16 protein-coding genes are annotated in these 20,192 nt (G+C 55.6%); 8 read left to right on the top strand and 8 right to left on the bottom strand.

What is annotated here, in order from left to right; translation table 11 throughout:
- The first annotated feature begins 122 nt into the window (after positions 1–122).
- From ACO2Q8_RS06870 to ACO2Q8_RS06845, 6 genes are all read left to right on the top strand, one after another.
- The gene (locus ACO2Q8_RS06870) at positions 123–410 is read left to right on the top strand and encodes a hypothetical protein (RefSeq protein WP_423344041.1); all 288 of its coding nucleotides are present in this window, start codon (positions 123–125) and stop codon (positions 408–410) included.
- Between the two features lie 229 nt (positions 411–639).
- A complete protein-coding gene (locus ACO2Q8_RS06865; protein WP_423344040.1) occupies positions 640–2,517 on the top strand; it encodes a TonB-dependent receptor plug domain-containing protein in 1,878 nt (625 codons plus the stop codon).
- On the top strand, positions 2,517–3,029 hold the full coding sequence (locus tag ACO2Q8_RS06860; RefSeq protein WP_423344039.1) for a molybdopterin-dependent oxidoreductase: 513 nt from the start codon (positions 2,517–2,519) through the stop codon (positions 3,027–3,029). The genes ACO2Q8_RS06865 and ACO2Q8_RS06860 overlap by 1 nt, the downstream gene beginning before the upstream one ends.
- A 4-nt stretch (positions 3,030–3,033) precedes the next feature.
- A complete protein-coding gene (locus ACO2Q8_RS06855) occupies positions 3,034–4,101 on the top strand; it encodes a cytochrome-c peroxidase (RefSeq protein ID WP_423344038.1) in 1,068 nt (355 codons plus the stop codon).
- Between the two features lie 415 nt (positions 4,102–4,516).
- Positions 4,517–7,150 carry a putative Ig domain-containing protein gene (locus ACO2Q8_RS06850; RefSeq protein WP_423344037.1) on the top strand — a complete coding sequence of 878 codons (2,634 nt, stop codon included), beginning with the start codon at positions 4,517–4,519 and terminating at the stop codon, positions 7,148–7,150.
- Positions 7,151–7,275: 125 nt separating this feature from the next.
- Positions 7,276–7,722 carry a nuclear transport factor 2 family protein gene (locus ACO2Q8_RS06845; protein WP_423344036.1) on the top strand — a complete coding sequence of 149 codons (447 nt, stop codon included), beginning with the start codon at positions 7,276–7,278 and terminating at the stop codon, positions 7,720–7,722.
- Positions 7,723–7,744: 22 nt separating this feature from the next.
- Here the strand turns inward: ACO2Q8_RS06845 and ACO2Q8_RS06840 are convergent, their stop codons facing one another.
- Genes ACO2Q8_RS06840 through ACO2Q8_RS06830 form a run of 3 tightly spaced genes read right to left on the bottom strand, consistent with a single transcriptional unit; the run spans position 7,745 to position 12,128 of the window.
- Positions 7,745–8,530, bottom strand: a complete 786-nt coding sequence (locus tag ACO2Q8_RS06840) for a LytR/AlgR family response regulator transcription factor (RefSeq protein ID WP_423344035.1) — start codon at positions 8,528–8,530, stop codon at positions 7,745–7,747.
- Positions 8,527–9,705 (bottom strand): sensor histidine kinase, encoded by a 1,179-nt coding sequence (locus ACO2Q8_RS06835; protein ID WP_423344034.1) that lies wholly within the window; start codon positions 9,703–9,705, stop codon positions 8,527–8,529. The genes ACO2Q8_RS06840 and ACO2Q8_RS06835 overlap by 4 nt, the downstream gene beginning before the upstream one ends.
- Complete coding sequence (locus ACO2Q8_RS06830; RefSeq protein ID WP_423344033.1) at positions 9,702–12,128, bottom strand: TonB-dependent receptor domain-containing protein; 2,427 nt, start codon at positions 12,126–12,128, stop codon at positions 9,702–9,704. The genes ACO2Q8_RS06835 and ACO2Q8_RS06830 overlap by 4 nt, the downstream gene beginning before the upstream one ends.
- A gap of 308 nt (positions 12,129–12,436) precedes the next feature.
- Between ACO2Q8_RS06830 and ACO2Q8_RS06825 the strand changes: the two genes are divergently transcribed.
- Positions 12,437–15,634: a carboxypeptidase regulatory-like domain-containing protein gene (locus ACO2Q8_RS06825; RefSeq protein ID WP_423344032.1), complete on the top strand. Its 3,198-nt coding sequence runs from the start codon at positions 12,437–12,439 to the stop codon at positions 15,632–15,634.
- Between the two features lie 121 nt (positions 15,635–15,755).
- On the opposite strand, the gene ACO2Q8_RS06820 is transcribed toward ACO2Q8_RS06825, so the two are convergent.
- From ACO2Q8_RS06820 to ACO2Q8_RS06810, 3 genes are all read right to left on the bottom strand, one after another.
- Entirely contained in the window at positions 15,756–16,118 is a 363-nt protein-coding gene (locus ACO2Q8_RS06820; RefSeq protein WP_423344031.1) for a hypothetical protein, read from the bottom strand.
- Positions 16,105–16,581 (bottom strand): Panacea domain-containing protein, encoded by a 477-nt coding sequence (locus ACO2Q8_RS06815; protein ID WP_423344030.1) that lies wholly within the window; start codon positions 16,579–16,581, stop codon positions 16,105–16,107. Before ACO2Q8_RS06815 ends, ACO2Q8_RS06820 begins: the two co-directional genes overlap by 14 nt.
- Before the next feature lie 159 nt (positions 16,582–16,740).
- Complete coding sequence (locus ACO2Q8_RS06810) at positions 16,741–17,988, bottom strand: serine hydrolase domain-containing protein (protein WP_423344029.1); 1,248 nt, start codon at positions 17,986–17,988, stop codon at positions 16,741–16,743.
- A 149-nt stretch (positions 17,989–18,137) separates the two neighbouring features.
- Between ACO2Q8_RS06810 and ACO2Q8_RS06805 the strand changes: the two genes are divergently transcribed.
- Complete coding sequence (locus tag ACO2Q8_RS06805; RefSeq protein WP_423344028.1) at positions 18,138–18,971, top strand: type III pantothenate kinase; 834 nt, start codon at positions 18,138–18,140, stop codon at positions 18,969–18,971.
- A gap of 70 nt (positions 18,972–19,041) precedes the next feature.
- On the opposite strand, the gene ACO2Q8_RS06800 is transcribed toward ACO2Q8_RS06805, so the two are convergent.
- Complete coding sequence (locus tag ACO2Q8_RS06800) at positions 19,042–19,233, bottom strand: Arc family DNA-binding protein (protein ID WP_423344027.1); 192 nt, start codon at positions 19,231–19,233, stop codon at positions 19,042–19,044.
- 99 nt (positions 19,234–19,332) lie between these two features.
- On the bottom strand, positions 19,333–20,184 hold the full coding sequence (locus ACO2Q8_RS06795; RefSeq protein WP_423344026.1) for an SPFH domain-containing protein: 852 nt from the start codon (positions 20,182–20,184) through the stop codon (positions 19,333–19,335).
- Between the last annotated feature and the right edge of the window lie 8 nt (positions 20,185–20,192).

Below are 20,192 nucleotides of genomic sequence, written 5' to 3'. Positions count from 1 at the left end.
GTTAGTGGCGTTTTTATCCTGATCGTGATTTTGGTTGTGACAGGGGTTATCCTCATTGACCGAAGCCAAACGGCCTACCTGGATGTTGACTACTACCCGTTGGCAGCGTGCTACGACAGGGCTTGAGATTCGTAGGGAATCATCCACCGGGTGTACTGGTGGAAATGGCTCGCAAAAAGCCCAAAAACGGCGCACTGACATTTAGTCAACTCTTGTATAATCAGATGCTAAGTCCGTTGCGAGTGGTGATCGAACACACCAACAGTGGCATCAAACGCTTACGAATCATCAAAGATACGTTACGTGTACCTAGCGGTTGGTTTCGTGACACGGTGATGGTCGTGACCTGCGGGTTGCCAGTCATCATCGGGCCTACCTCGCGCCTGAGCGCGACAATCAACAAAATCTAGTCGCATAATCTTTAATATAGTACGAACCTGGCAGTGGTATTCAAACTGTCGTTATATTTGACAGAACATAACGACCCTTTTACGCTGTCTCATTTGGATGAACTCTACAAGCCATACTCCATTTTTCGGATATTTGACGACCCTCCTATTTTTTACCTCTGTTTGCTTTGCCCAATATCCTGACTCCATACGACAGAACCAAGTCTTCTTGTTGGGTGAAGTGTCGGTTATGGGACGCCGATCAATCGACTCCCTGCAGACAGCGAATAAGGATGGGATGGAAGCCTTCAATCGACTGGATGTCAGTCGGGCGTTAAACCTGCTGCCAGGTGTTACGCTTTCCAGCGTGGGCGCACGCAACGAAACAATGGTCTATGTGCGCGGCTTTGATCTGCGACAGGTACCCGTCTTCATCGATGGGATTCCGGTCTATGTACCCTATGACGGCTACGTGGACCTGGGCCGGTTTACTACCTTCGATCTGGCTGAAGTTAATGTAGCTAAGGGCTTTTCATCGGTGATCCATGGACCCAATACCATGGGCGGAGCTATCAATCTGGTCTCTCGCCGACCCGGGCAACGCCTGGAATTTGAAGGCCGGGCGGGTTTGATGAGCGGACCGGGGCACCGACTCAACCTGAACCTCGGCAGCAACCTGGGGAAATTCTACCTCCAGGCTTCAGCTTCGCAGCTCAGACAGGAGACGTTTCCCTTGTCGAAACAGTTTGAAGCCCGTCCACAGGAAGATGGCGGTGACCGGGAAAATGCCTATCGCAACGACCGGAAATACAGCCTGAAAGTAGGGTTCACACCGAATGCCACCGACGAATATACGATTAGCTACGTTAATCAACGGGGTACCAAAGGCACACCGCCTTACGCCGGAACTGATCCCCGACAGAATCCTCGCTTTTGGAAGTGGCCCTACTGGAACAAGGAAAGCTGGTATTTTATTTCCCGTACGGCGCTATCAGTTGGCAGCTACGTAAAAGTTCGGCTGTTCTACGACCGCTTTAAAAACCTGCTGAGCACCTTTGATAATAACACCTACTCAACCCAGACACGCGGCTCCTCCTTCAACAGCTACTACAATGACGACACCCAGGGAGGATCGGTTGAATACGGGAACCGGTTAGCTAACAGGCACGACCTGAAAGCCTCCTTTCATTACAAACACGATCAGCACCGTGAAAACAACCTCGGTGAGCCGGTGCGAACGTTCACTGATCAGACATTGTCGGTGGCGGTGGAAGAGGTGTACCGGCTGACAAACCGGTTGTCACTGGTACCGGGTGTCAGCTATAATTCCCGCCGGAGCTTGCGGGCTGAAAATTACGAAAGTACAACCAAACAAATTACGCCCTTTGCGGGAAACAACAGTTCTGCATTCAATGCACAGGCCGGGCTATTTTTTCGGCCTTCTGCCGGGCGGCAGTTGAGCCTGAGTGTCGCGCGAAAAACCCGATTCGCAACCATCAAAGACCGATATTCGTACCGCATGGGTGCCGCCATTCCGAATCCCGACCTAAAAGCTGAATCAGCCCTCCACCTTGAGACCACGTACAACGATCTGATAAAGCTCGGCGCCTTAGGTCAAAATCTGACCGTGCAGAGTAGCCTGTTTTATAGCCGCTTGACCGACGCCATTCAGCAGGTCAACAATGTACAACCGAACGTGTACCAGTTTCAGAATACGGGTCGAGCCGAGTTCTACGGGGGTGATGTGTCCGTAAAAGTGCCGATTGGGAAAGCCCTTCAGACGGGGGCACAGTATTCGTACATCCATCGCCATAACCTGAACAATCCGGAAGTGAAATTCATCGATGTGCCTGATCACAAAATTCTTGTCTTTGCGCAGGCTCAATTGCTGCGCCGGGCAACGCTGATCGGGAACGTAGAATACAATTCACGCCGGTATAGCACCAGCTACGGCACCCAGGTGGGCGGATTTATGGTAGCCTATGCTAAGGCGTCAGTCCGGGTGTGGCGTTACGTGAGCCTGGAAGGCGGGGTGAATAATCTGTTGGATCGCAACTACGCCCTGGTTGAAGGGTTCCCCGAGCCGGGTCGCAACTACTTTATCAACCTTTTAATAACCAACCTGTGATGAACCCAATCCAAGCCCATTTCCGTATCTCTATTTATGTAGGGCCATTGTTTTTGAGTCTACTCCTTACCTTGCTGGCTGGGAAAGGCTACGGGCAACTGACGATTTCCGGGGAAGTTACCAAGCCGCTGGTCATTCAGTCCGCAGAACTGAAAGCGATGCCGCACACAGAGGTAACGGGTCAGGACCGCGACGGTAAAGAACACCGTTATTCGGGCGTACCGCTGGCCCACTTGCTTAAGCAGGCTGGGGTTACACTGGGCGGAGAGTTAAGGGGCGAAAATCTGATGAAATACGTAGTCGTGAAAGCCGCCGACGGTTACGAAGCTCTGTATGCCCTGCCTGAACTGGACCCTGAGTTTACTACGCGAACCATTGTGCTGGCTGACAGTGTTGACGGAACGCCGTTACCTGCGGGTGTGGGACCGTACCGGATCGTGGTTCCCGGGGAGAAGAAACCGGCCCGCTGGGTCCGGGAAGTAAAAAGCGTTGAAGTCCGATTTGCCAAATAAAAAGATGTTCCGCCTGGGGTTTTCTGTACTGTTACTCGTAACCGGGTTGATAGCCTGGAAAACCGCCGATAATCCGGTGCCGACTGGTCCGTATTCCCTGCAATACCCGGTTTCGTTCGGCGGGCGGTTCAGCATTCCGGCTGATAACCCGATGACACAGGAGGGGGTCTATCTAGGCCGGCTTTTGTTTTACGAACCACGTCTATCCAAAACCGGAACGGTTTCCTGCGCAAGTTGCCACCAGCAGGCGCGGGCCTTCACCGACGGGCTGGCGGTCAGCGTAGGCGTGAGCGGCAACCCGACCCGTCGAAATTCTATGTCTTTAGTCAATCTCCTGTGGGTGCGACAGTTCTTTTGGGATGGCCGCTCGACGGGTCTGGAAGAACAGGCGCTGATTCCACTGACTCATGCCGATGAAATGGGTCGAAAACCGGGTGAAGCCGCTCTCGCATTAAGGAAAATTGCTCCATATCCTGCCTTATTCCGGCATGTGTTTGGTTCGGATACCATTACTGACCAACGGATTGCCAAGGCCATTGCCCAGTTTGAGCGGACGTTAATTTCTTCCGACTCACCGTATGACCGGTACTTGCGGGGGCAATATACCCCAACGGCTTCAGAAAAGCGGGGCCTGGACTTGTTTACTACGGCCCCCAATGCTACTAAAGACATTCGCGGGGGCAACTGCGCCCATTGCCACGGTGGTCCAAAGCTGATGCAGGAGTTATTTCACAACAACGGTCTGGACGCCATCCCTGCTGATTCAGGGCGGCAGACTGTGACAGGCCTTGCTCTCGACCTGGGGCGGTTTCGGGTGCCGACACTGCGCAACATTGCCCTAACGGCTCCCTACATGCACGACGGCCGGTTTGCCACCTTGTCAGCGGTAATCGACCATTACAGCGATCATGTGCAGCATAGTCCTAATCTAGGGGCCGAATTGGCTCCGGCTCAGGCGGGAGGTTTGCGACTGACCAATCAAGAAAAGAAGGATCTGCTGGCTTTTCTGCATTTGCTGACCGACAGTACGTTTATCCACAACCCCTTATTTGCAGATCCTCATAAACAGTGAGGTGCTCCCGAAAAGCGTACCGGTCAAAGATTGAGGATTAGTCAAAGGAATGACGCCTTTCTTGTACCTTTGATCGGGTTAAACAGAAGAATAACATTCGGTTTACCAATTCAGCCTGGGCATTCCAACTTTTGACTTATTTTCGACTGGCACCTATTACCTTTCTACTGGGCTATCGAGCTACTTATCATCCAACATGCCCGGCAACTGACTCCACTTTGGTCCACTGACGACGAACCGTCAGCAAGCTTTTGAGTTGCTTTCGCCCGGTCGTTCCGTTCCCGGCTACCCCCGCGTTTCCACCAGGTATTGACCCGCGTCCGCCAGGTATCGATTCCGGCTGGCCGAATACTTTGTAAATCGCTTTCTTTGCTTCGCAAAACCGACTCGTCACACCACAAACCGCCCGGCGTTTATGAAACGATTTTTACCGATGTACCGATTAAACCGTTGTCTCCTGCTGGCAGGCCTGCTACTGGCCAGCCTGACGGTTTACAGCCAGAAAATCTATTACGTCACCCCGACGGGGGGCGGCTCCCAAGATGGTTCGTCCTGGGAAAACGCCTTTAAAGAAACCCAGTTACGGATTGCCCTGGAAACCGCCCTCGAGTATTCGCAAACGAATGGCAACCAGGAAGTACAGGTGTGGGTAGCCGCCGGTGTTTACAAACCCGCTTATGGCGCAGCCGACCGCACCCTGAGTTTTTCTCTCCTGAATAACGTGGCCCTCTACGGCGGTTTTTCGGGTACCGAAACCCTGTTGAGCGACCGCCCTCCGATCAATCTGAGTACGCCCTCCAGCACCACGCTCAGCGGAGACATCGGCGGTCCGGGCAACGATGACAATTCGTACCACATCATTGATAATGCGTCCATGCAGGTGGATAACAGCGCCATTCTGGACGGTTTTGTGATCACGGGCGGGAATGCCAACGACATCAGCGACGAGACCGACCGGACCGGGGGCGCGATCGTCCTCCAAAATAGCAGCCCCACGATTCGCAACTGCTTCTTCACCGGTAACGCGGCCACGTCCGGCGGGGCCATACGGAGTCTGGCGAATTCGGGCGGGGTTTGCAGTCCCGTGCTGACCAACTGCGTTTTTACCGGCAATTCAGCCAGTTCGGGCGGGGCGCTTTACAATTACGTCGACTTTTCCGGCCAGTGTAAACCGGTGATTACCAACTGCCTCTTTAGCCAGAACACGAGTACGAACGGGGGTGCGATGTTCAATGGCATTACGGGCGGAGGGACGTGCAGTCCGGTGATTACGCGGTCGAGTTTTACCAATAATTCATCATCAGGCAACAGTGGCGTGATCGCCAACGACGGCGGCAGTCCGGTCGTTACCAACTGTAGCTTCGTGGGCAACTCGGCCTTTCGGGGCGGCATCTCAGTTAATTATTCCGTGCAATTGTTCACAAATTGCACATTTGTGGGCAACACGGCCACCGATGGCGCGGGCCTGTCGCACCAGACCGGGGGCTCCACGACGTTTAAAAACTGCATTATCTGGAACAACGACGGGAACGATACCTTTTTCAATTCCAACGGTTCCAAAATTTACGCCTACTACAGCCTGTTCGATACGCAGGCAACCGGCTACGAAGGAGCCAACAACCTGACCACTCCCACCTCCCCATTCGTGAGTGATTCGGACCTGCAACTGAAAACCTGCACCCCCGCCATCGACGCGGGCGACCCCGCCAGCACCGACCAGACCAGCGGCACCACCGACCTGGCCGGAAATCCCCGGTTTTTCAACAGCGGCCGGATCGACATCGGGGCGTTTGAATTGCACACGGTTTCCAACTGCGCGCCCGTCAGCGGCAGCTTCGACGGTTATATTTACGGAGCCGACTGCGGCAGCTTCCGGGGTTGGGCCTGGGATCGGAACAAACCGAACGCGGTCGTTTCGGTCGATATTTTCGACAACGGGAACCTGATCGCTACCCTGCCTGCGGGCGATTTCCGACTGGATCTGCTCAACGCCGGAAAAGGCAATGGAAAACACGCGTTTCAGTTCGTCCTGCCCGAATCGCTCAAAGACGGTTTGCCACACACCCTCTCGGCCAAAGTAACGGGCAGCAATTTTACGCTCAAAGACTCCCCCAAAGCACTTATTTGCCAGAACAGTACCGTTCCGCCCGGCAACAAACCGCCGGTGCCGCCCACCCCCACTGTGCTGATTGCGCCGGTCGCGGCCAAAGAGGGTGTTCCATTTTCCGGTACACTGGTGGCTTTCACCGACCCCGAAGGTGGTCTTTTGACCTACACGCTGAGCGGGCTCCCGGCGGGCCTGTCCCTGCACGCGGCCAGCCGGGTCATCAGCGGCACGCCCACCGGAACCGGAACCTTCGTGCTGACGTATTCGGCGAAAGACGAACCGGGGGCCACCAACAGCGTAAGTTTTAACCTGACGGTTAGTCCGGCGGGTAGCGACCCGGTTTCGGGCAATTTCGACGGTTATCTTGACAAGCTCGATTGTGGCGGTATCCGGGGCTGGGTCTGGGACCGGGACAAACCGAATACCCCGCTAACAGTCGAGTTTTACACCGAAATCAGTCCGGGCAACGAAACCATCTGGGGCAGTGCGCTCGCCAACATCTACCGCCAGGATTTGAAAGACGCCAACAAAGGCAACGGCGTACACGCCTATAATTTTACGCCCCCCATCGGTTTAACCAGTGGTACGGTGGTCAAAGCCCGGGTGCTGGGCAGTACATTCGTGCTGAAAGGGTCGCCCAAAACCTACCAATGCGGCTCAGCCCGGCTGTCGGCCGAAGGGGCCAACGACTTGCAGCTTACGGTTTTTGGCAACCCGGTTACGGGCGATGCCGTGGAGTTTGAGGTACGCGGGGCATCCGGACAAGCCCTTCGGCTGCAACTCAGCGATGCCAGCGGACGGCCAATCAGCGAACGGTTTCTGGAACGGGCCGAAACCGTTGAGCGGCAAACCTTGCCGATCGGTCAGCAATCGGCGGGGCTGTTGCTGCTCCGGGCGACCAGCGGGTTGCAGTCGGTGACGGTGAAACTGCTCAAACCCTGAGCCCCGATTTACTCAGCCTGCAAGTGCTTTGGGGCGTTTGGTGAACGGTTCCGAACAAGCTGCAAGAATACGGTCGCATCCGGGCTTACCAACCGTTACGTTTGTCCGAACAACGTAAACAACGTATGCCAATCCGTCCGATGCTTTTGACCATCACCGCCGTTCTGGCGCTGTCGCTCGGCGCGCAGGCCCAAACCGCCCGCACCGACGATGCCCTGATTCAGGAAACCTTGCTGAATTACCTCGAAGGCGGCACCAACGGCGACACCACGCGCCTGATCAAAGCCTTTCATCCGTCGGCGTCGATGAAGCTCGTGGATTTCAAAACCGGGCAGTTCCGGGATGTGCCGATTGCCGATTACCTGAACAACGCCCGGAAAACCGCCGGGCAGAAATCTGAGCGGACCACCCACATTGTCCGGTACGAATACGCCGGAACGGCGGCTCAGGCGCGGGTCGAGATCGATTACCCGACATTCCGGTTTATCGATTTCTTTAACCTGCTCAAAATCAATAATGAGTGGAAGATTGTCAGCAAGATTGTGTCCCGTCAGGACACGCCTAGCAAGTAACGTTGGTGCCGAACTCGCCGGGTCAGGGTGTCCACCCGGCGAGTTGCCCCAGCCGGTCGCGGTAGGAACGGCTCCAGCGCAAAACCGCCCCATTCGTCAGTTTGACGTTGTATTCCCCGTTGAAATACGGCTCCATTTCCTGAATCGCGTACTGATTAATAATGTACGAGCGATTGATCCGGATAAACTGCGCGGGCGGGAGTTTCTGTTCCAGCATACTAATCGACTCGTTCAGCAGATGTCGCCGGTTTCCGGCGTGAATCCAGAGATAATTGCCATCGGCTTCGATGTACTGCACCTCTTCCACCGGCAAAAAGAAAATCCGCTTGCTTTCTTTGATCATCAGTCGGGTCAGGTACTCGGGTTGCCGCACGGGCCGGTCGGTTAGCCCGGTTTCGAGCAAGGCTTCGATGCGGGCGTTAAAATCCGACGCGCGTTGGAGCGCCAGTTGTTCGAGCGTCCGCTGCAACGCCTGCCCAAACCGCTGGCGATCAAACGGTTTCAGCAAGTAATCCAGCGCCTTCAATTCGAAGGCTTTCAGCGCGTATTGGTCGTAGGCGGTGGCAAAAATGATGTACGGCAGAAAAACCGGCTGCACCCGCCGAACGACCTCAAAGCCGTCCAGTTCGGGCATCTGCACATCCAGAAAAATGAAGTCGGGCCGTAAAGCCGTAATCTGCTCCACGGCCGCATACCCATCGGCACACTCTCCCACGATCCGGATTTGGGGCCAATCGGCCAGAAAGGTTTTCAGCACTTCCCGCGACAGTTCCTCGTCGTCGATCAGCAGCGTTCGGTACGTCGTCATGCGGTCACCAGTCTGGGTTCCGTTGCCGCCGGTTTATCGGCGTACTGCACCGGAACCGTCACCACCACCGTGACGGTCGACGGGCCCGGCAAAAACCGCAAACTGGCCTGTTCTCCGTACAAATACTGCAAACGCTGCCGGGTGTTGGTCAGGCCGATGCCGGTGCCAGTTCGGGGGACGGCGGCCGGGTTGTAGCTATTGGTCACGACGAGTTCCAGTTGATTATCCACCAATTGGGTCGTAACGTGGATAAACTTCCGACCCAGCGAGGCTTCCACACCGTGAATGATGGCATTTTCGATCAGCGGTTGCAGAATGAAGTGCGGCACGAGGCACCGGGCCGTCTCGGGAGCCTGCTCGACGTGCAGACTCAGCCGGTCGCGAAACCGGATCTGCTGAATATCCAGGTACATTCGTGAAAGGGCCATTTCCTCTTCCAGCAGCACCAGTTGTTCGTCCTTCCGGTCGAGCATAGCCCGCAGCAGATTACTCAGGCCGTTGATCATCCGAATGGCCCGCTCACTGTCACCTACCAACATGAGGGCCGTGATGGCGTTGTGCGTGTTGAACAGAAAATGCGGATCGAGCTGCATTTTCAGGGCCTGAAGCTGGGCGTCGGCTAGTTGGGTCCGGAGTTGCTCGGCTTTCAGTTCGATGTCCTGGCGGTTGGTGGTGGCCTGGTGGTACCGCACGACGTACAGGTAGACGTTGATGCAGACCACGACGAACAAATAAATGAGCAGGAAAAAGTTAAACCGGGTGATATACTGCGAGAGGTACTGCGCGATGGTGTCGGTCGGGCGGTGGCACAACCAGGTTTTGACCAGCCGGGCCGTCGGGATTTCGACCAGAAATTCGAGGGAAATAAACAGCGTTCCGAGCACCAGGTGCAGCCCGGCCCACTGCGGCAACGGAAACCGCCCCAGCGGATACCGGAACGCCAGGTGAACGATGACGGGGCTAAGCAGCGTCCAGATGGTCCACTGCACGGCAAAATAGGTCACATCGAGCGCCGGATACCGGAAATCGCGCCGGAGCGCCGTCGACACGAAAATTTCCAGCAGCGAAACGATCAGAAAAGCGCCGAAAAAGCCAAACGTGTACCGCCGGATGGCCCGCTCGCTGAAGGGCAGGGTCAAGGCGGTTTTTGCGTCGGAGGGAATGGCTCCCATCATAGTCGTTGCTGGTCTTCGGTGGAACTGGTGGTTCGGCTCCGGGCGGCTTTTACCTGCTGACTACCAAACCGGTAGCTGAGCGTGGCCCGAATCTGACGGGTTTCGCGCCGGGCGTAATTGTTCACGTGCAGGTTCTCGTAGCGAATCGTATTCCGAAACACATTTCCGTAAAACAAATCGGTCAAATTTAAGCGAAACGTCGCTCTTTTCTGCCAGAACTGGTGTTGAACGGCCACACTCACCTGCGACTGGTGTTTGACCTGGAAAAAACCGTTGGTCCGGGGTGAATTGTAAAAACCGGAAAGCTCCAGCGTCCAGTTGTCCGGCAGGCTAAACGTGTGCGTTGAGCGCACGGTCAGCGAGTTCTGCACGCTTTGAAACAAGCCCGCCGAAAGCTCGATGGCGTAGCGGTTTTGGTACAGGCTCAGGCTGTTGGAGGTAGTCCACCCGCGAACCGGCGACCAGGGCACGGTAGTCGTCAGGCTCACATTCTGAAACCGCCGGGCGTTGGTGTAGCTGTTGCGTTGTTCAAACGTCAGATCGTTTTGCTCCGCCACCCACACGAACGCGTCGGTCGCATCGCTGTAGCCCAGGCTCGTCACCACGCTGCCGTACGTATGGGTCAGCAGGGCGTTTTTCGTATACTGCGGCACCAGAAACGGATTGCCCTGGTGAAACAGAATAGGCGTCTGAAACTCGACGTTCGGGTTCATTTCCTGGTAGGTAGGCCGGTCAATGCGTCGGCTGTACGACACCTGCACCTGCTGTTTATCGGACAGTTTCCGGGTAATGAACAGGCTCGGAAACAAGTTCAGGTAATCCCGCACCACCCGGTTTTCGGTCTCCAGGGCTTCGGCCACCGACTGGGTGTGTTCGGCACGCAGCCCGGCCTGGATTTCCCACCCCCGCGAGCGGGTCCGGAAGTTGACATAACCGGCCTGCGTCGTTTCCCGGTACCGGAAATTCAGGCTAAACCGGGGGTCGGGTTTCCAGCGTTCTCCCTTGAGTTCCTCAAAAAGCACATCGCTCCGGCTTTGCAGCCAGGTACTTTTGTAACCCAGCTCGACGGTGGTCGATTTCGTCAGCGGTCGCAGGAAATCGGCCCGGACCGACGCCAGCGTAATCGTCGTCGGTGCGTAGCTGCGGTACTCAAACGGAGTCAGCACGGTGCCGTCCGGTTTGGCGTAGTTGCCTTCGTAGGTGTTCCGGCGGGTAAACTGATACGGCGAATAATCGGCGTCGAAGGTCAGCTCGGCGGGGGGGCGGGGGCGGTTGGTGGAATCGAAAACGTGTTTTACATTCAGATTGAACAGGTACCGATCAGTGCCGCCGTTGATGTCGCCCCGGTTTGTGAGGACTGAATCCGTCCGGTTCTGGCTTTGCATCAACGTGCGGTTTTTCGAAAGCTGATCCGACCCGAGGCTCGTCCAGGTGACAAGCGTGCCCAGCGTGGTCCGGCGGCTGAGTGTCCAGTCGAGGCCCGCGTTGGCCGAGCGCGACGCATTTTCCAGGTACCAGTCATTGTATTGATCGACGACCACCAGCCCACGCGGGTGATTGATTAGCCTACGGAAGTTGGTGTAAATATGCCACGGATTGTGATTCCAGTCGGCATTGGCGTAGACGTTGAGGGTCCGGTTTCGGTAGTTAAACGTACCGGCCGCGTTGTACTTGGCGGTTTCGCCGTAGCCCACGCCCCCGGTCAGGCTGCCGTTCAGGCCCGCGCCCTGTTCCTTTTTCAACCGGATGTTAATGACGCCCGCATTGCCCGACGCGTCGAAGCGGGCCGGTGGATTTGGCATGATTTCAATTCGGTCGATGGTGGCGCTGCTCAGGGCTTGCAGGAAACTCGCCAGTTCCTGGGCCGACAGGTTGGTCGGTTTGCCGTTGATCAGAATCAGCAGCCCCTGTTTCCCGCGCAGACTAATCTGGTTGCTCTGGTAATCGATCTCCACGCCGGGCGCTTTTTCCAGCACTTCCAAAGCCGTTCCGCCCGTCGAAACCAGGCTGTTGCTCACATTCAGGATGGTTTTTTCGGCATCCTGCTCAATGAACGGCCGCCGGGCCACCACCTGCACCTCCGCCACCTGCCGCACTTCAGGCACCAGCCGAATCACACCCAGATCAATCGGATTGCGGTTTGCCAGCACCGTCAGGGGCCGGGAAGTGTACGTTTCGTAGCCGAGCAGCGACAGCACGACGTAATAGGTATCGGGCGGTACGCTGCTCAGCACGAAAGCGCCCCGTTCGTCGGCCACGACGCCTTTCAATAGGGTCGAATCGGCCATGTTGTGCAGCCGGACCGTCACCAGCGGCAGCGGCTGGCCCGGCGCTTCTTCCACGCGGCCATTGATTTGCCCGGTCGAAACCGGCTGTGCGGTTGCTTGTGTCTTTTCTAACCAGATAAAGACCAGAACGGCCATGAGAACCTTCACTTTTGATCCGTATTTGTTGAAAACCGATCAAAAGTAGACCGCCTTCCGCCCGCGATCCGGTTTTTTGTCTGAGCTGTGCCGAAATCCGTTTAGCCTGTGCAGGTTAGCGAGTGACTCCGAACAATGCGCAACGAACGGCTTAATTTATCATTACGCCCAACAAGGATCGAAGGCCCACCGATACCTCCATTTTTCATAATATGTTAATAAATCCGGTCTCATTGGTAACAGTCCGTTAACCGCCAATTAACGCCGATCTGCTCTCTTTGCACCGGAAAAATTTAGACAACCTGTTCATGAAAAACGCTCTATTTTCTCTCCTTTTCGGGCTTGTTTTGCTGGGATTCACAGTCGGTAAAACCGTGGCCCAGACAACGCAGGCGTCCATTTCCGGGATCATTCTGGAAGACCAGAAAAAACCGCTGCCGGGCGCGACCGTCCAGGTGCGCAACGAATCGACCGGTTTTACCACCGGGACGGTCACCAATGCTCAGGGCGAGTATTCGTTCAAGGAATTGCCCTTGGGTGGTCCGTATACCATCCGGGTTACGTTCATCGGTTTTGGGGAACAAAAGCGAACCGGTTATGCGCTCAACCAGGGTGATGCGGTTCGGATCAACCTGACGATGCAGCAAGACAGCCAGACGCTCGAAGTAGTGCAGGTGGTAGCTTCAGGGCTGAAAAACAAAATCGAGAACCTGGGCGCGGCCACGGCGGTTTCGGCCAAATCGATTGCTGCGCTCCCGGTCAACGGCCGGAATTTCACGTCGCTGATGGATCTTTCTCCCCTGAGCCGGGGTGGTAACCTCTCGGGCCAGCTTGGCTCGTCGACCAACTACACCATCGACGGGATGAATGCCAAAAACCCGACCTCGGCGGGCTCGACCACCAGCCGAAGCGGAGCGCCCTACTCGATTTCCATCGAAGCCGTGCGGGAATTCAAAGTGGTAACCAACCAGTACGATGTTACCTTCGGCCGGAGCGGTGGCGGAACCGTCAGTGCGGTCACGAAAGCCGGTACCAACAAACTGACCGGAAGCGTGTTCAATTATACCCGCGCCAACTGGCTCTCCAGTCCGTACGACATTCGGGGCAATAAACGCAACAACAAGTTTTCGACCAACCAGTACGGTTTTTCGCTGGGCGGTCCGCTGATTAAGGATAAATTGCACTTCTTTCTGGTCTGGGATCACCAGCAGGACTCGCGCCCGCTGATCATTGCCGATGTACAGTCGCCAGCCGATGAAAACCGGTTTAACGTAACGCGGACTACGCTGGATCAGTTTGTCGCCATCGCCCGCAACAAATACGGCGTCGCCAACACACCCCAGTACGGAACATTCGACAAAACCCGGGGGTCGGATGCGGTTTTTGGCCGGATCGACTGGCAGCTTGACGCGAAAAACCTGCTGACGATTCGGAACAACTTCACCAGCGACCGCAACAAACTGGGCTTGCAGGACAACACCTCCATCAACCTCTACGAATCGTACGGAAACGACTACAACATGGACAACAGCCTGCTGGCTACCCTGCGCACGTCGCTGACCCCGCAGGTAACCAATGAGTTGAAAGTACAGCATTTGTACACCTACCAGAAAAGCAGCCCCGGCGATCAGCTTCCGGCCGCCAACATTCCGCGCGCCATCGTGGAAAACGTTAACTCGGTCATCGACGGAGCCAACCGCTCGACCAACATTCAGATGGGCGGTCACCGGTTTGCACAGGAAGGCTTCACCAACAACGTGTTCCAACTGGTCGATAACCTGTACTACAATACCGACAAAATCCAGTATACGTTCGGGCTGGACCTGATGTACACCCACGCGAAGTCGCTGTACGGCAGCGAGGTAAACGGCCGGTTTCACTATACGGTCGACGGCAACCAGACGGCGTTGCAGAAATTCGACGCGCTGCAACCGTACCGGTATTACCGCGAAGTACCGCTGGTCAATGATCTGAATGTCATCGGCAAAACCCTGAATGCAGGGCTGTACGGCCAATTAAGCACCCGACTCGCCCGGGGGCTCGACATGACCGCCGGGTTACGGCTTGATTACGCCACCTACCCGTCGGCCCCGCTGAACCAGTTGGTGCTCGACGAACTGGGCCTGCGGACCGACAACAAACTACGCTCGTTTGTCGTCCAGCCCCGGCTGCAACTGACCTGGGATGTGAACGGAACGCATACCAATTACGTGCGGTTTGGGGGTGGTGTCTTCGCTTCGGACATCAACAACTATATGCTGATCAACAACCTGACGTTCGACGGGAAACACCTGGCGACGGTGGATGTACGGGGCGCCAACGTGCCAACGCCGGATTTCATCGCTTACCGGAACAATTACGCCAGCATCCCGACGCTGTCCGCATTCCAGTTACCGACCATCAACATGACGGGGCCGGACGCCCGCGTGCCGGTTTTATACAAAGCCAACCTCTCGTATACGCGATATCTGTCCGATAAGCTGAAAGTCGGGATTGCCGGGTTTGCCTCCCTGGGCCGCAACAATTATATGTACGTCGACCGGAACATGGTGGCTCAACCGTTTTTTCGCCTGGCGAACGAAGACAACCGGGGCGTGTATGTCCCGCTGGCTTCGATGCCTGCCAACGGTGCGGGCGACTGGTTGCAGGGTCGGATCAGCCAGAAACTCGGCCGCGTGCTTGAGCTGAATAGCGAAGGCAAAATCAACCAGTTTGCCGTTGTGTTGGATGCCACGTACCAGTATTTCCGGGATGGCGAGTTTTCGGCCAGCTACACCTGGAACGACACCCGCGACAACACCTCGTACAACGGGAACGTCGCCAACACGGCCACGCTGGTCTTGCCGGTCAAAGATGATCCGCGCGATCTGAGCCGGATGACGTACTCCGACAACCAGTTCCGGCATAAAGTGGTGTTCTACGGAACGTTACCTTCGTTCTACGGCGTCACGATTGGGGTGCGGTATTCAGGCATCGGCGGAACCCGGTATTCGCTGCTGTCAGGAGCCAACAGCAATGCTGATTTCGTAGCCGGAACCAATGACCTGGCGTTTATCTTCGACCGCAACAACGAAAGCGTCCCGGCCAATGTCCGGACAGGCTTGCAGGCCATTCTCGACAACCCGAACGCCAGCCAGAGCATCAAGGATTACATTACGAAGTACTCGGGCCGGATTGCCGAGCGCAACGGCGGTATCAACGGTTTTTACGGCGTGTTCGATGTGCGGGCCAGCAAGAAGTTCCGCCTGTACAAGACCCATACGCTGGAAGTATCGGCCGACATCTTCAATTTTGCCAACTTCCTGAAGAAAAGCTGGGGGGCTAACCAGTCGTTGGGTACGCAGGCTTTGTATGCCCTCGGTATTCCGGCTACGTCTACCTCAGCCGCCGTTCCCGGTTTTGACCGCGACAACCAGCGGTTTGTCTACCGCGTGAATACGGCCGGAATCGTGACGCCCTCGGGTGATCCGTATCAGGTGCAGATCGGAGCGCGATATAGTTTCTGATTATGCTAGCAAATTACCCCTAAATCCCCTAAAGGGGACTTGGACGCTGATTAATTCGGATTCCAAGTCCTCTTTAGGGGATTTAGGGGTAACTAATGTAAGTCCAGAGTCACCCAAACCGTTATTTTCCCGGAAAGAGATACTTAGTTACAATGACGAAAAAAGCCGTGACATTGACGGTCGTTGAGCCAATCAGGGCGATGGTCACGGCCTGCGGAATGTCCAGAAAATGAAGTCCTTCGGCAATGATGATGCCCAGAATCACGACCAACCACATTACCACCATCCAGAAAATCCACTGGGCAAACTTTTTCCGCTCCTGAATGTCCTGCGCCAGTCCCTGCAACCGGGTCCGGCGTTCTTCCTGATCATACTGATCGAATTCATTGCGGGAAAGACCGCTGTTGCGCGGGTCGGTAGAAGACGCTTCGATCAGCTTCCGGAAGTTTTCTTTCGCTTTTTCGCTGTCTTCACTCTCCGACATCGCGTCTGATAATTTCGGTGAAATAGTCTTTGATCAATTCATTATCGATGGGTTCCTGTTCGATGGTTCCGCTCTCGTTGCGGCTCACCGACTGGTACCAGGGGGAGCCTTCGACGTGCGTCCAGTTGGAAAGCTGAATGGCGTTGTAATCTTTGGCAATGTCCCAGGTCAAATTGATGGAATCCTGCGCCTGCCGGTCGAGTTCGTCGTCCCAACCGCTGGTCGGAATCGGGGTAGTGATCGGGTTGTTGCCGTACCGCTTGAAGCGGGCGTAGACGTCCGGAATGACCGGTCCATACGACCAGGCCTGTATTTTTTCGGCAATGAGCGGTTTTTCGTGCCGGGCCAGGTGCAGGCCATGCGCCATGTAGATGAGCTTTTGGAGCTTCATCGGCGTCAGGGGTCGGCCTTCGGCGATGCCCTTATTGATAAACTGTCTGGCAATGAGCAATGCCGGGTACATAGTTCGTATCTATTGTTTACTGGATGCCGGGCTAACAAAGCCAATATGTCTGCAATCAGTCCGGCAATTAGGAGATTGCAAACAAGCTTCGCAGCTCCTGAAAATCAAGTAGTAAAGATACAACGAACGGGATTAATTTCCACCATCCGGCCGGTTGAATCAGTGCGGTTCGGGGTGTTCGAGTGTCACCGTTCCGGGCTGCTTCCGGCCGGTTTTCCGCAATCGGGCCTGGGTGTAGGCCCGGCCCAGGTAGGGCACGATGTCCGTTCCGTCGTCGCTCGGGAAAAAGCCCCGCGTGCCGTGTAAGGCGTTGACAACCAAAACCGCTGTTACGTCGTTCGGGAAGGTCATCCAGATGGTCCGGACGCCCTGGTACTGGTTCAGTTTCAGGTACCACCAGCCGTCGTGATACCGGATCGGATCGCTGCCCGCCATTCCCGAAAAATGGGCCAGGCGGTTTGTTCGCAGCGTATCCTTCCAGGCCGTTGTCAGAATGTGCTGGTCGTCCGTTGAAAAAACCGTAGCGAACAGCTTTCCGGCTTCCGTGGGCGTCAAATACCAGCCGTAAGCCCCGACGGTGTTGGTAAAATCGCCGGGATTCCAGCCCACGGTTCCGGCAATAGGGTACGTATAGGCATACGTCGGATCACCCGGAGGCTGACTGGCGATAGCGTCCGTAATGCCTACTTTTTCAAAGACGGTTTTCCGCACATAGTCAAGATACCGTTGCTGCGTTTGCGGGTCGTCCACGGCGTCATTTCCGGTAAATGCGTACCCTAATAGACCGGGAATTAATACCCGAAACAAGCCAAAATTAGCATTCTGGTAGCAATAACTCCCCCGATTGGCGGTTTTGACGCCTTTCTCCACCAACCGTTTCAGCCCCCACCAGGTGTTTTCGGCATACGCTCCGTTGGCACAGTTATTTCCCAGGCCAACCATCCCACTGCGGTGTGTCATCAGATCCCGGAACGTAAGCTGGTCGATGTTCGGGCCTTTCGCCCAACCTGGCGGCAGATAGGGCTCAATTTTATCGGTTGTTTTGATGCCCTTTTCGGCGGCCAGATGCAGAAATGCCATCGCTGTAATCGTTTTGCTCATACTGGCCAGGTGCAATTTGGTGTTGAGCGTAAACGGTTTTTCGCCTTCCGGTTCGGTCGTCCGGGATTTCAGTCCGCCACGGCCCGACGCCCGTACCTCGCCTTTTTCCAGGATCACGAAACCGTAACCAATGTTTTTGGTCTTCAGCGAGTCATCAAGTGCCTTCGCGAAGTAATCAAACCAAGTCAGCGGTTTATCCGGCGTCACGTCCGGTTCGCGCTGCTGGCAACTCGTGATCGACCAGCTCAGCACCAACAGCCAGCCAATCGCCCAAAACCGGGGCCGTATGTTCGTTCGCTTCACCATGTCTTGCCGAATCAGGTCACCAAAGTTAATAGTTCCTGCGAACCGCTCACTAATCCGGGTAGCAACCCGATGATTTTGCGCAGTGACTTGATTTTCAAACCCGTGTTTCGTGTTATCTTTGCACCCTTTACGGACTTATCTTTCCCTTTATGTTCCTCGCCGTCGACGCAGGCAATTCCGATACGGTTTTTGGTTTATACAATCAGGAGAAATGGCAACACATCTGGCGGACACGCACGTTGCTCGAAGAACCGATGGCTTTTCATCTGACGGATCAATTACCCGGCGACCCGGACGTGATGCCCGCCGATCGCGATCGGTACGAACGCTTGCTGCGACTCTGGCTGCTGGAAGCCAATATTCCGCTGAGTGCAGTCACATCCGTCGTCATCAGTAGTGTTGTACCCGAACTTACCCCAACCTTGCGGACCACGCTCGCCCGGCTTTTCGGCTTTGAACCCGTGGTGGTCGGCCCGGCGATTTATCCGGCTTTACCGCTGCAAATTTTGCGCCCCTACGCCATCGGCACCGACCTGGTCGCCAACGCGCTGGCGGCTTACGTGCGGTATAAACAAAACTGCGTTGTCGTTGACTTCGGGACGGCCCTGACCTTTACGACCGTTTCGGGCGAAGGACAAATGCTGGGCATTGCGATTGCGCCCGGCCTGAAAACCGCCGTCCGTTCGTTGTTTGCCAATACCGCCCAGTTGCCCGAAGTGCCACTGGTAATGCCCGAATCGGCGCTCGGCACCAGCACAGCCCACGCCATTCAGGCCGGTGTTGTGCTGGGCTATGAGGGGTTGGTCCGGTCGCTGATCCAACGCATCCGGCAGGAATTGAAAGGCGACTGCCTGGCGATTGCGACCGGCGGTATGGTCACCGCCATTCCTTCGCTGCATGCAGAGTTTACCGACATCATTCCGACGCTCACCCTCGACGGAATCCAGGAAATCGGCCAGCGCGTCCGTACCCACGGACTTTAGTCCGTGTTTTGGGTGTTTATATCATCTAGACGATCATACTAGCTCACACGGACTAAAGTCCGTGGGTACGTTAATCAGCCGGGTTTTCAGCATCCGGCGTCGATTTACCACCCGAATTCTTCTTCCGTTTTTTCAACGCTTCGTGGAGTACAAACTCAATCTGCCCGTTGACGCTGCGAAACTCCTCCTGCGCCCAGCGCTCGAGTTCCTTCAGCGTCTCGGGATTGATCCGAAGCACAAACGCTTTTTTTTCCGCAGCCATTTATTCAGTTAAAAATTAAAAGTTAAAAATTAAAAGTTGCCAATAGACCGGTCGAAAGGACATCTACTCAGCCTATTTTTAACTTTTAATTTTTAACTTTTAACTGTAAAGGGTTCCGGCGTTGACGACAGGGCTGACGGATTTTTCTCCGCAGAGGACGACCAGCAGGTTGCTGACCATCGCGGCTTTGCGTTCCTCGTCGAGTTCGACAACGTCTTTTTCGGCCAGCCGGGCCAGGGCCATTTCAACCATCCCGACGGCACCTTCCACAATCTGTTTCCGGGCCGAAACCACGGCGGTGGCTTGCTGACGTTGCAGCATGGCTCCGGCAATTTCGGGGGCGTAGGCCAGGTGGCTGATCCGGGCTTCGATCACATCAACCCCGGCGCGCTCCAGCCGTTCGTTTAACTCTTTTTCCAGCAGAGCATTGATCTGGCCGGTGCTGTCGCGGAGCGTAACCGTGGCATCTTCGTCCTCCATGCTGTCGTAGGCGCAGGTGCTCGCCAGGTGCCGCACGGCCGCTTCCGACTGAATCTGCACAAACAGGGTGTAATCGTCGACTTCGAACAGCGCCTTGGCCGTATCGGCAACCTGCCAGACCACCACGGCGGCAATCTCGATCGGGTTGCCCATTTTGTCGTTCACCTTGAGCGTCTGGCCGTTCAGGTTGCGGGCCCGAAGGCTGATTTTCCGCTTGCGGTAGAGTGGATTGACCCACCAAAGGCCGGTTTTACGCATCGTACCCATGTAATCACCGAAAAATGTAGTCACCACGCCTTCTTTTGGATTGATGACAACAAGGCCCTTCAGGATAACGATGGAAACAAAGGAGGACGCTACTCCAAGCACAACGGCTTTGGAGACAAAACCATAAAAGGATGCTCCAAGCAGCAGCAGGGCGATCAGCAACAGAATATAGCCGGAAAGGGAGGTAAGGTTCTTTTCATTCATGGCGTTTG

The sequence above is a fragment of the Larkinella sp. VNQ87 genome (genome assembly GCF_049445795.1).
In the GTDB taxonomy this organism is placed as follows: Bacteria; Bacteroidota; Bacteroidia; order Cytophagales; family Spirosomataceae; genus Larkinella.
Note: the sequence above shows the minus strand (reverse complement) of the source record. Positions and strands in the feature narration are given on the sequence as shown.

What these genes read in the sequence shown, in the direction of transcription:
- ACO2Q8_RS06865 (WP_423344040.1), top strand. Translation starts at nt 640, where the DNA reads ATGGGACGCCGATCAATCGACTCCCTGCAGACAGCGAATAAGGATGGG.
- ACO2Q8_RS06860 (WP_423344039.1), top strand. Translation starts at nt 2,517, where the DNA reads ATGAACCCAATCCAAGCCCATTTCCGTATCTCTATTTATGTAGGGCCA.
- ACO2Q8_RS06855 (WP_423344038.1), top strand. Translation starts at nt 3,034, where the DNA reads ATGTTCCGCCTGGGGTTTTCTGTACTGTTACTCGTAACCGGGTTGATA.
- ACO2Q8_RS06850 (WP_423344037.1), top strand. Translation starts at nt 4,517, where the DNA reads ATGAAACGATTTTTACCGATGTACCGATTAAACCGTTGTCTCCTGCTG.
- ACO2Q8_RS06845 (WP_423344036.1), top strand. Translation starts at nt 7,276, where the DNA reads ATGCCAATCCGTCCGATGCTTTTGACCATCACCGCCGTTCTGGCGCTG.
- ACO2Q8_RS06840 (WP_423344035.1), bottom strand. Translation starts at nt 8,530, where the DNA reads ATGACGACGTACCGAACGCTGCTGATCGACGACGAGGAACTGTCGCGG.
- ACO2Q8_RS06835 (WP_423344034.1), bottom strand. Translation starts at nt 9,705, where the DNA reads ATGATGGGAGCCATTCCCTCCGACGCAAAAACCGCCTTGACCCTGCCC.
- ACO2Q8_RS06830 (WP_423344033.1), bottom strand. Translation starts at nt 12,128, where the DNA reads ATGGCCGTTCTGGTCTTTATCTGGTTAGAAAAGACACAAGCAACCGCA.
- ACO2Q8_RS06825 (WP_423344032.1), top strand. Translation starts at nt 12,437, where the DNA reads ATGAAAAACGCTCTATTTTCTCTCCTTTTCGGGCTTGTTTTGCTGGGA.
- ACO2Q8_RS06820 (WP_423344031.1), bottom strand. Translation starts at nt 16,118, where the DNA reads ATGTCGGAGAGTGAAGACAGCGAAAAAGCGAAAGAAAACTTCCGGAAG.
- ACO2Q8_RS06815 (WP_423344030.1), bottom strand. Translation starts at nt 16,581, where the DNA reads ATGTACCCGGCATTGCTCATTGCCAGACAGTTTATCAATAAGGGCATC.
- ACO2Q8_RS06810 (WP_423344029.1), bottom strand. Translation starts at nt 17,988, where the DNA reads ATGGTGAAGCGAACGAACATACGGCCCCGGTTTTGGGCGATTGGCTGG.
- ACO2Q8_RS06805 (WP_423344028.1), top strand. Translation starts at nt 18,138, where the DNA reads ATGTTCCTCGCCGTCGACGCAGGCAATTCCGATACGGTTTTTGGTTTA.
- ACO2Q8_RS06800 (WP_423344027.1), bottom strand. Translation starts at nt 19,233, where the DNA reads ATGGCTGCGGAAAAAAAAGCGTTTGTGCTTCGGATCAATCCCGAGACG.
- ACO2Q8_RS06795 (WP_423344026.1), bottom strand. Translation starts at nt 20,184, where the DNA reads ATGAATGAAAAGAACCTTACCTCCCTTTCCGGCTATATTCTGTTGCTG.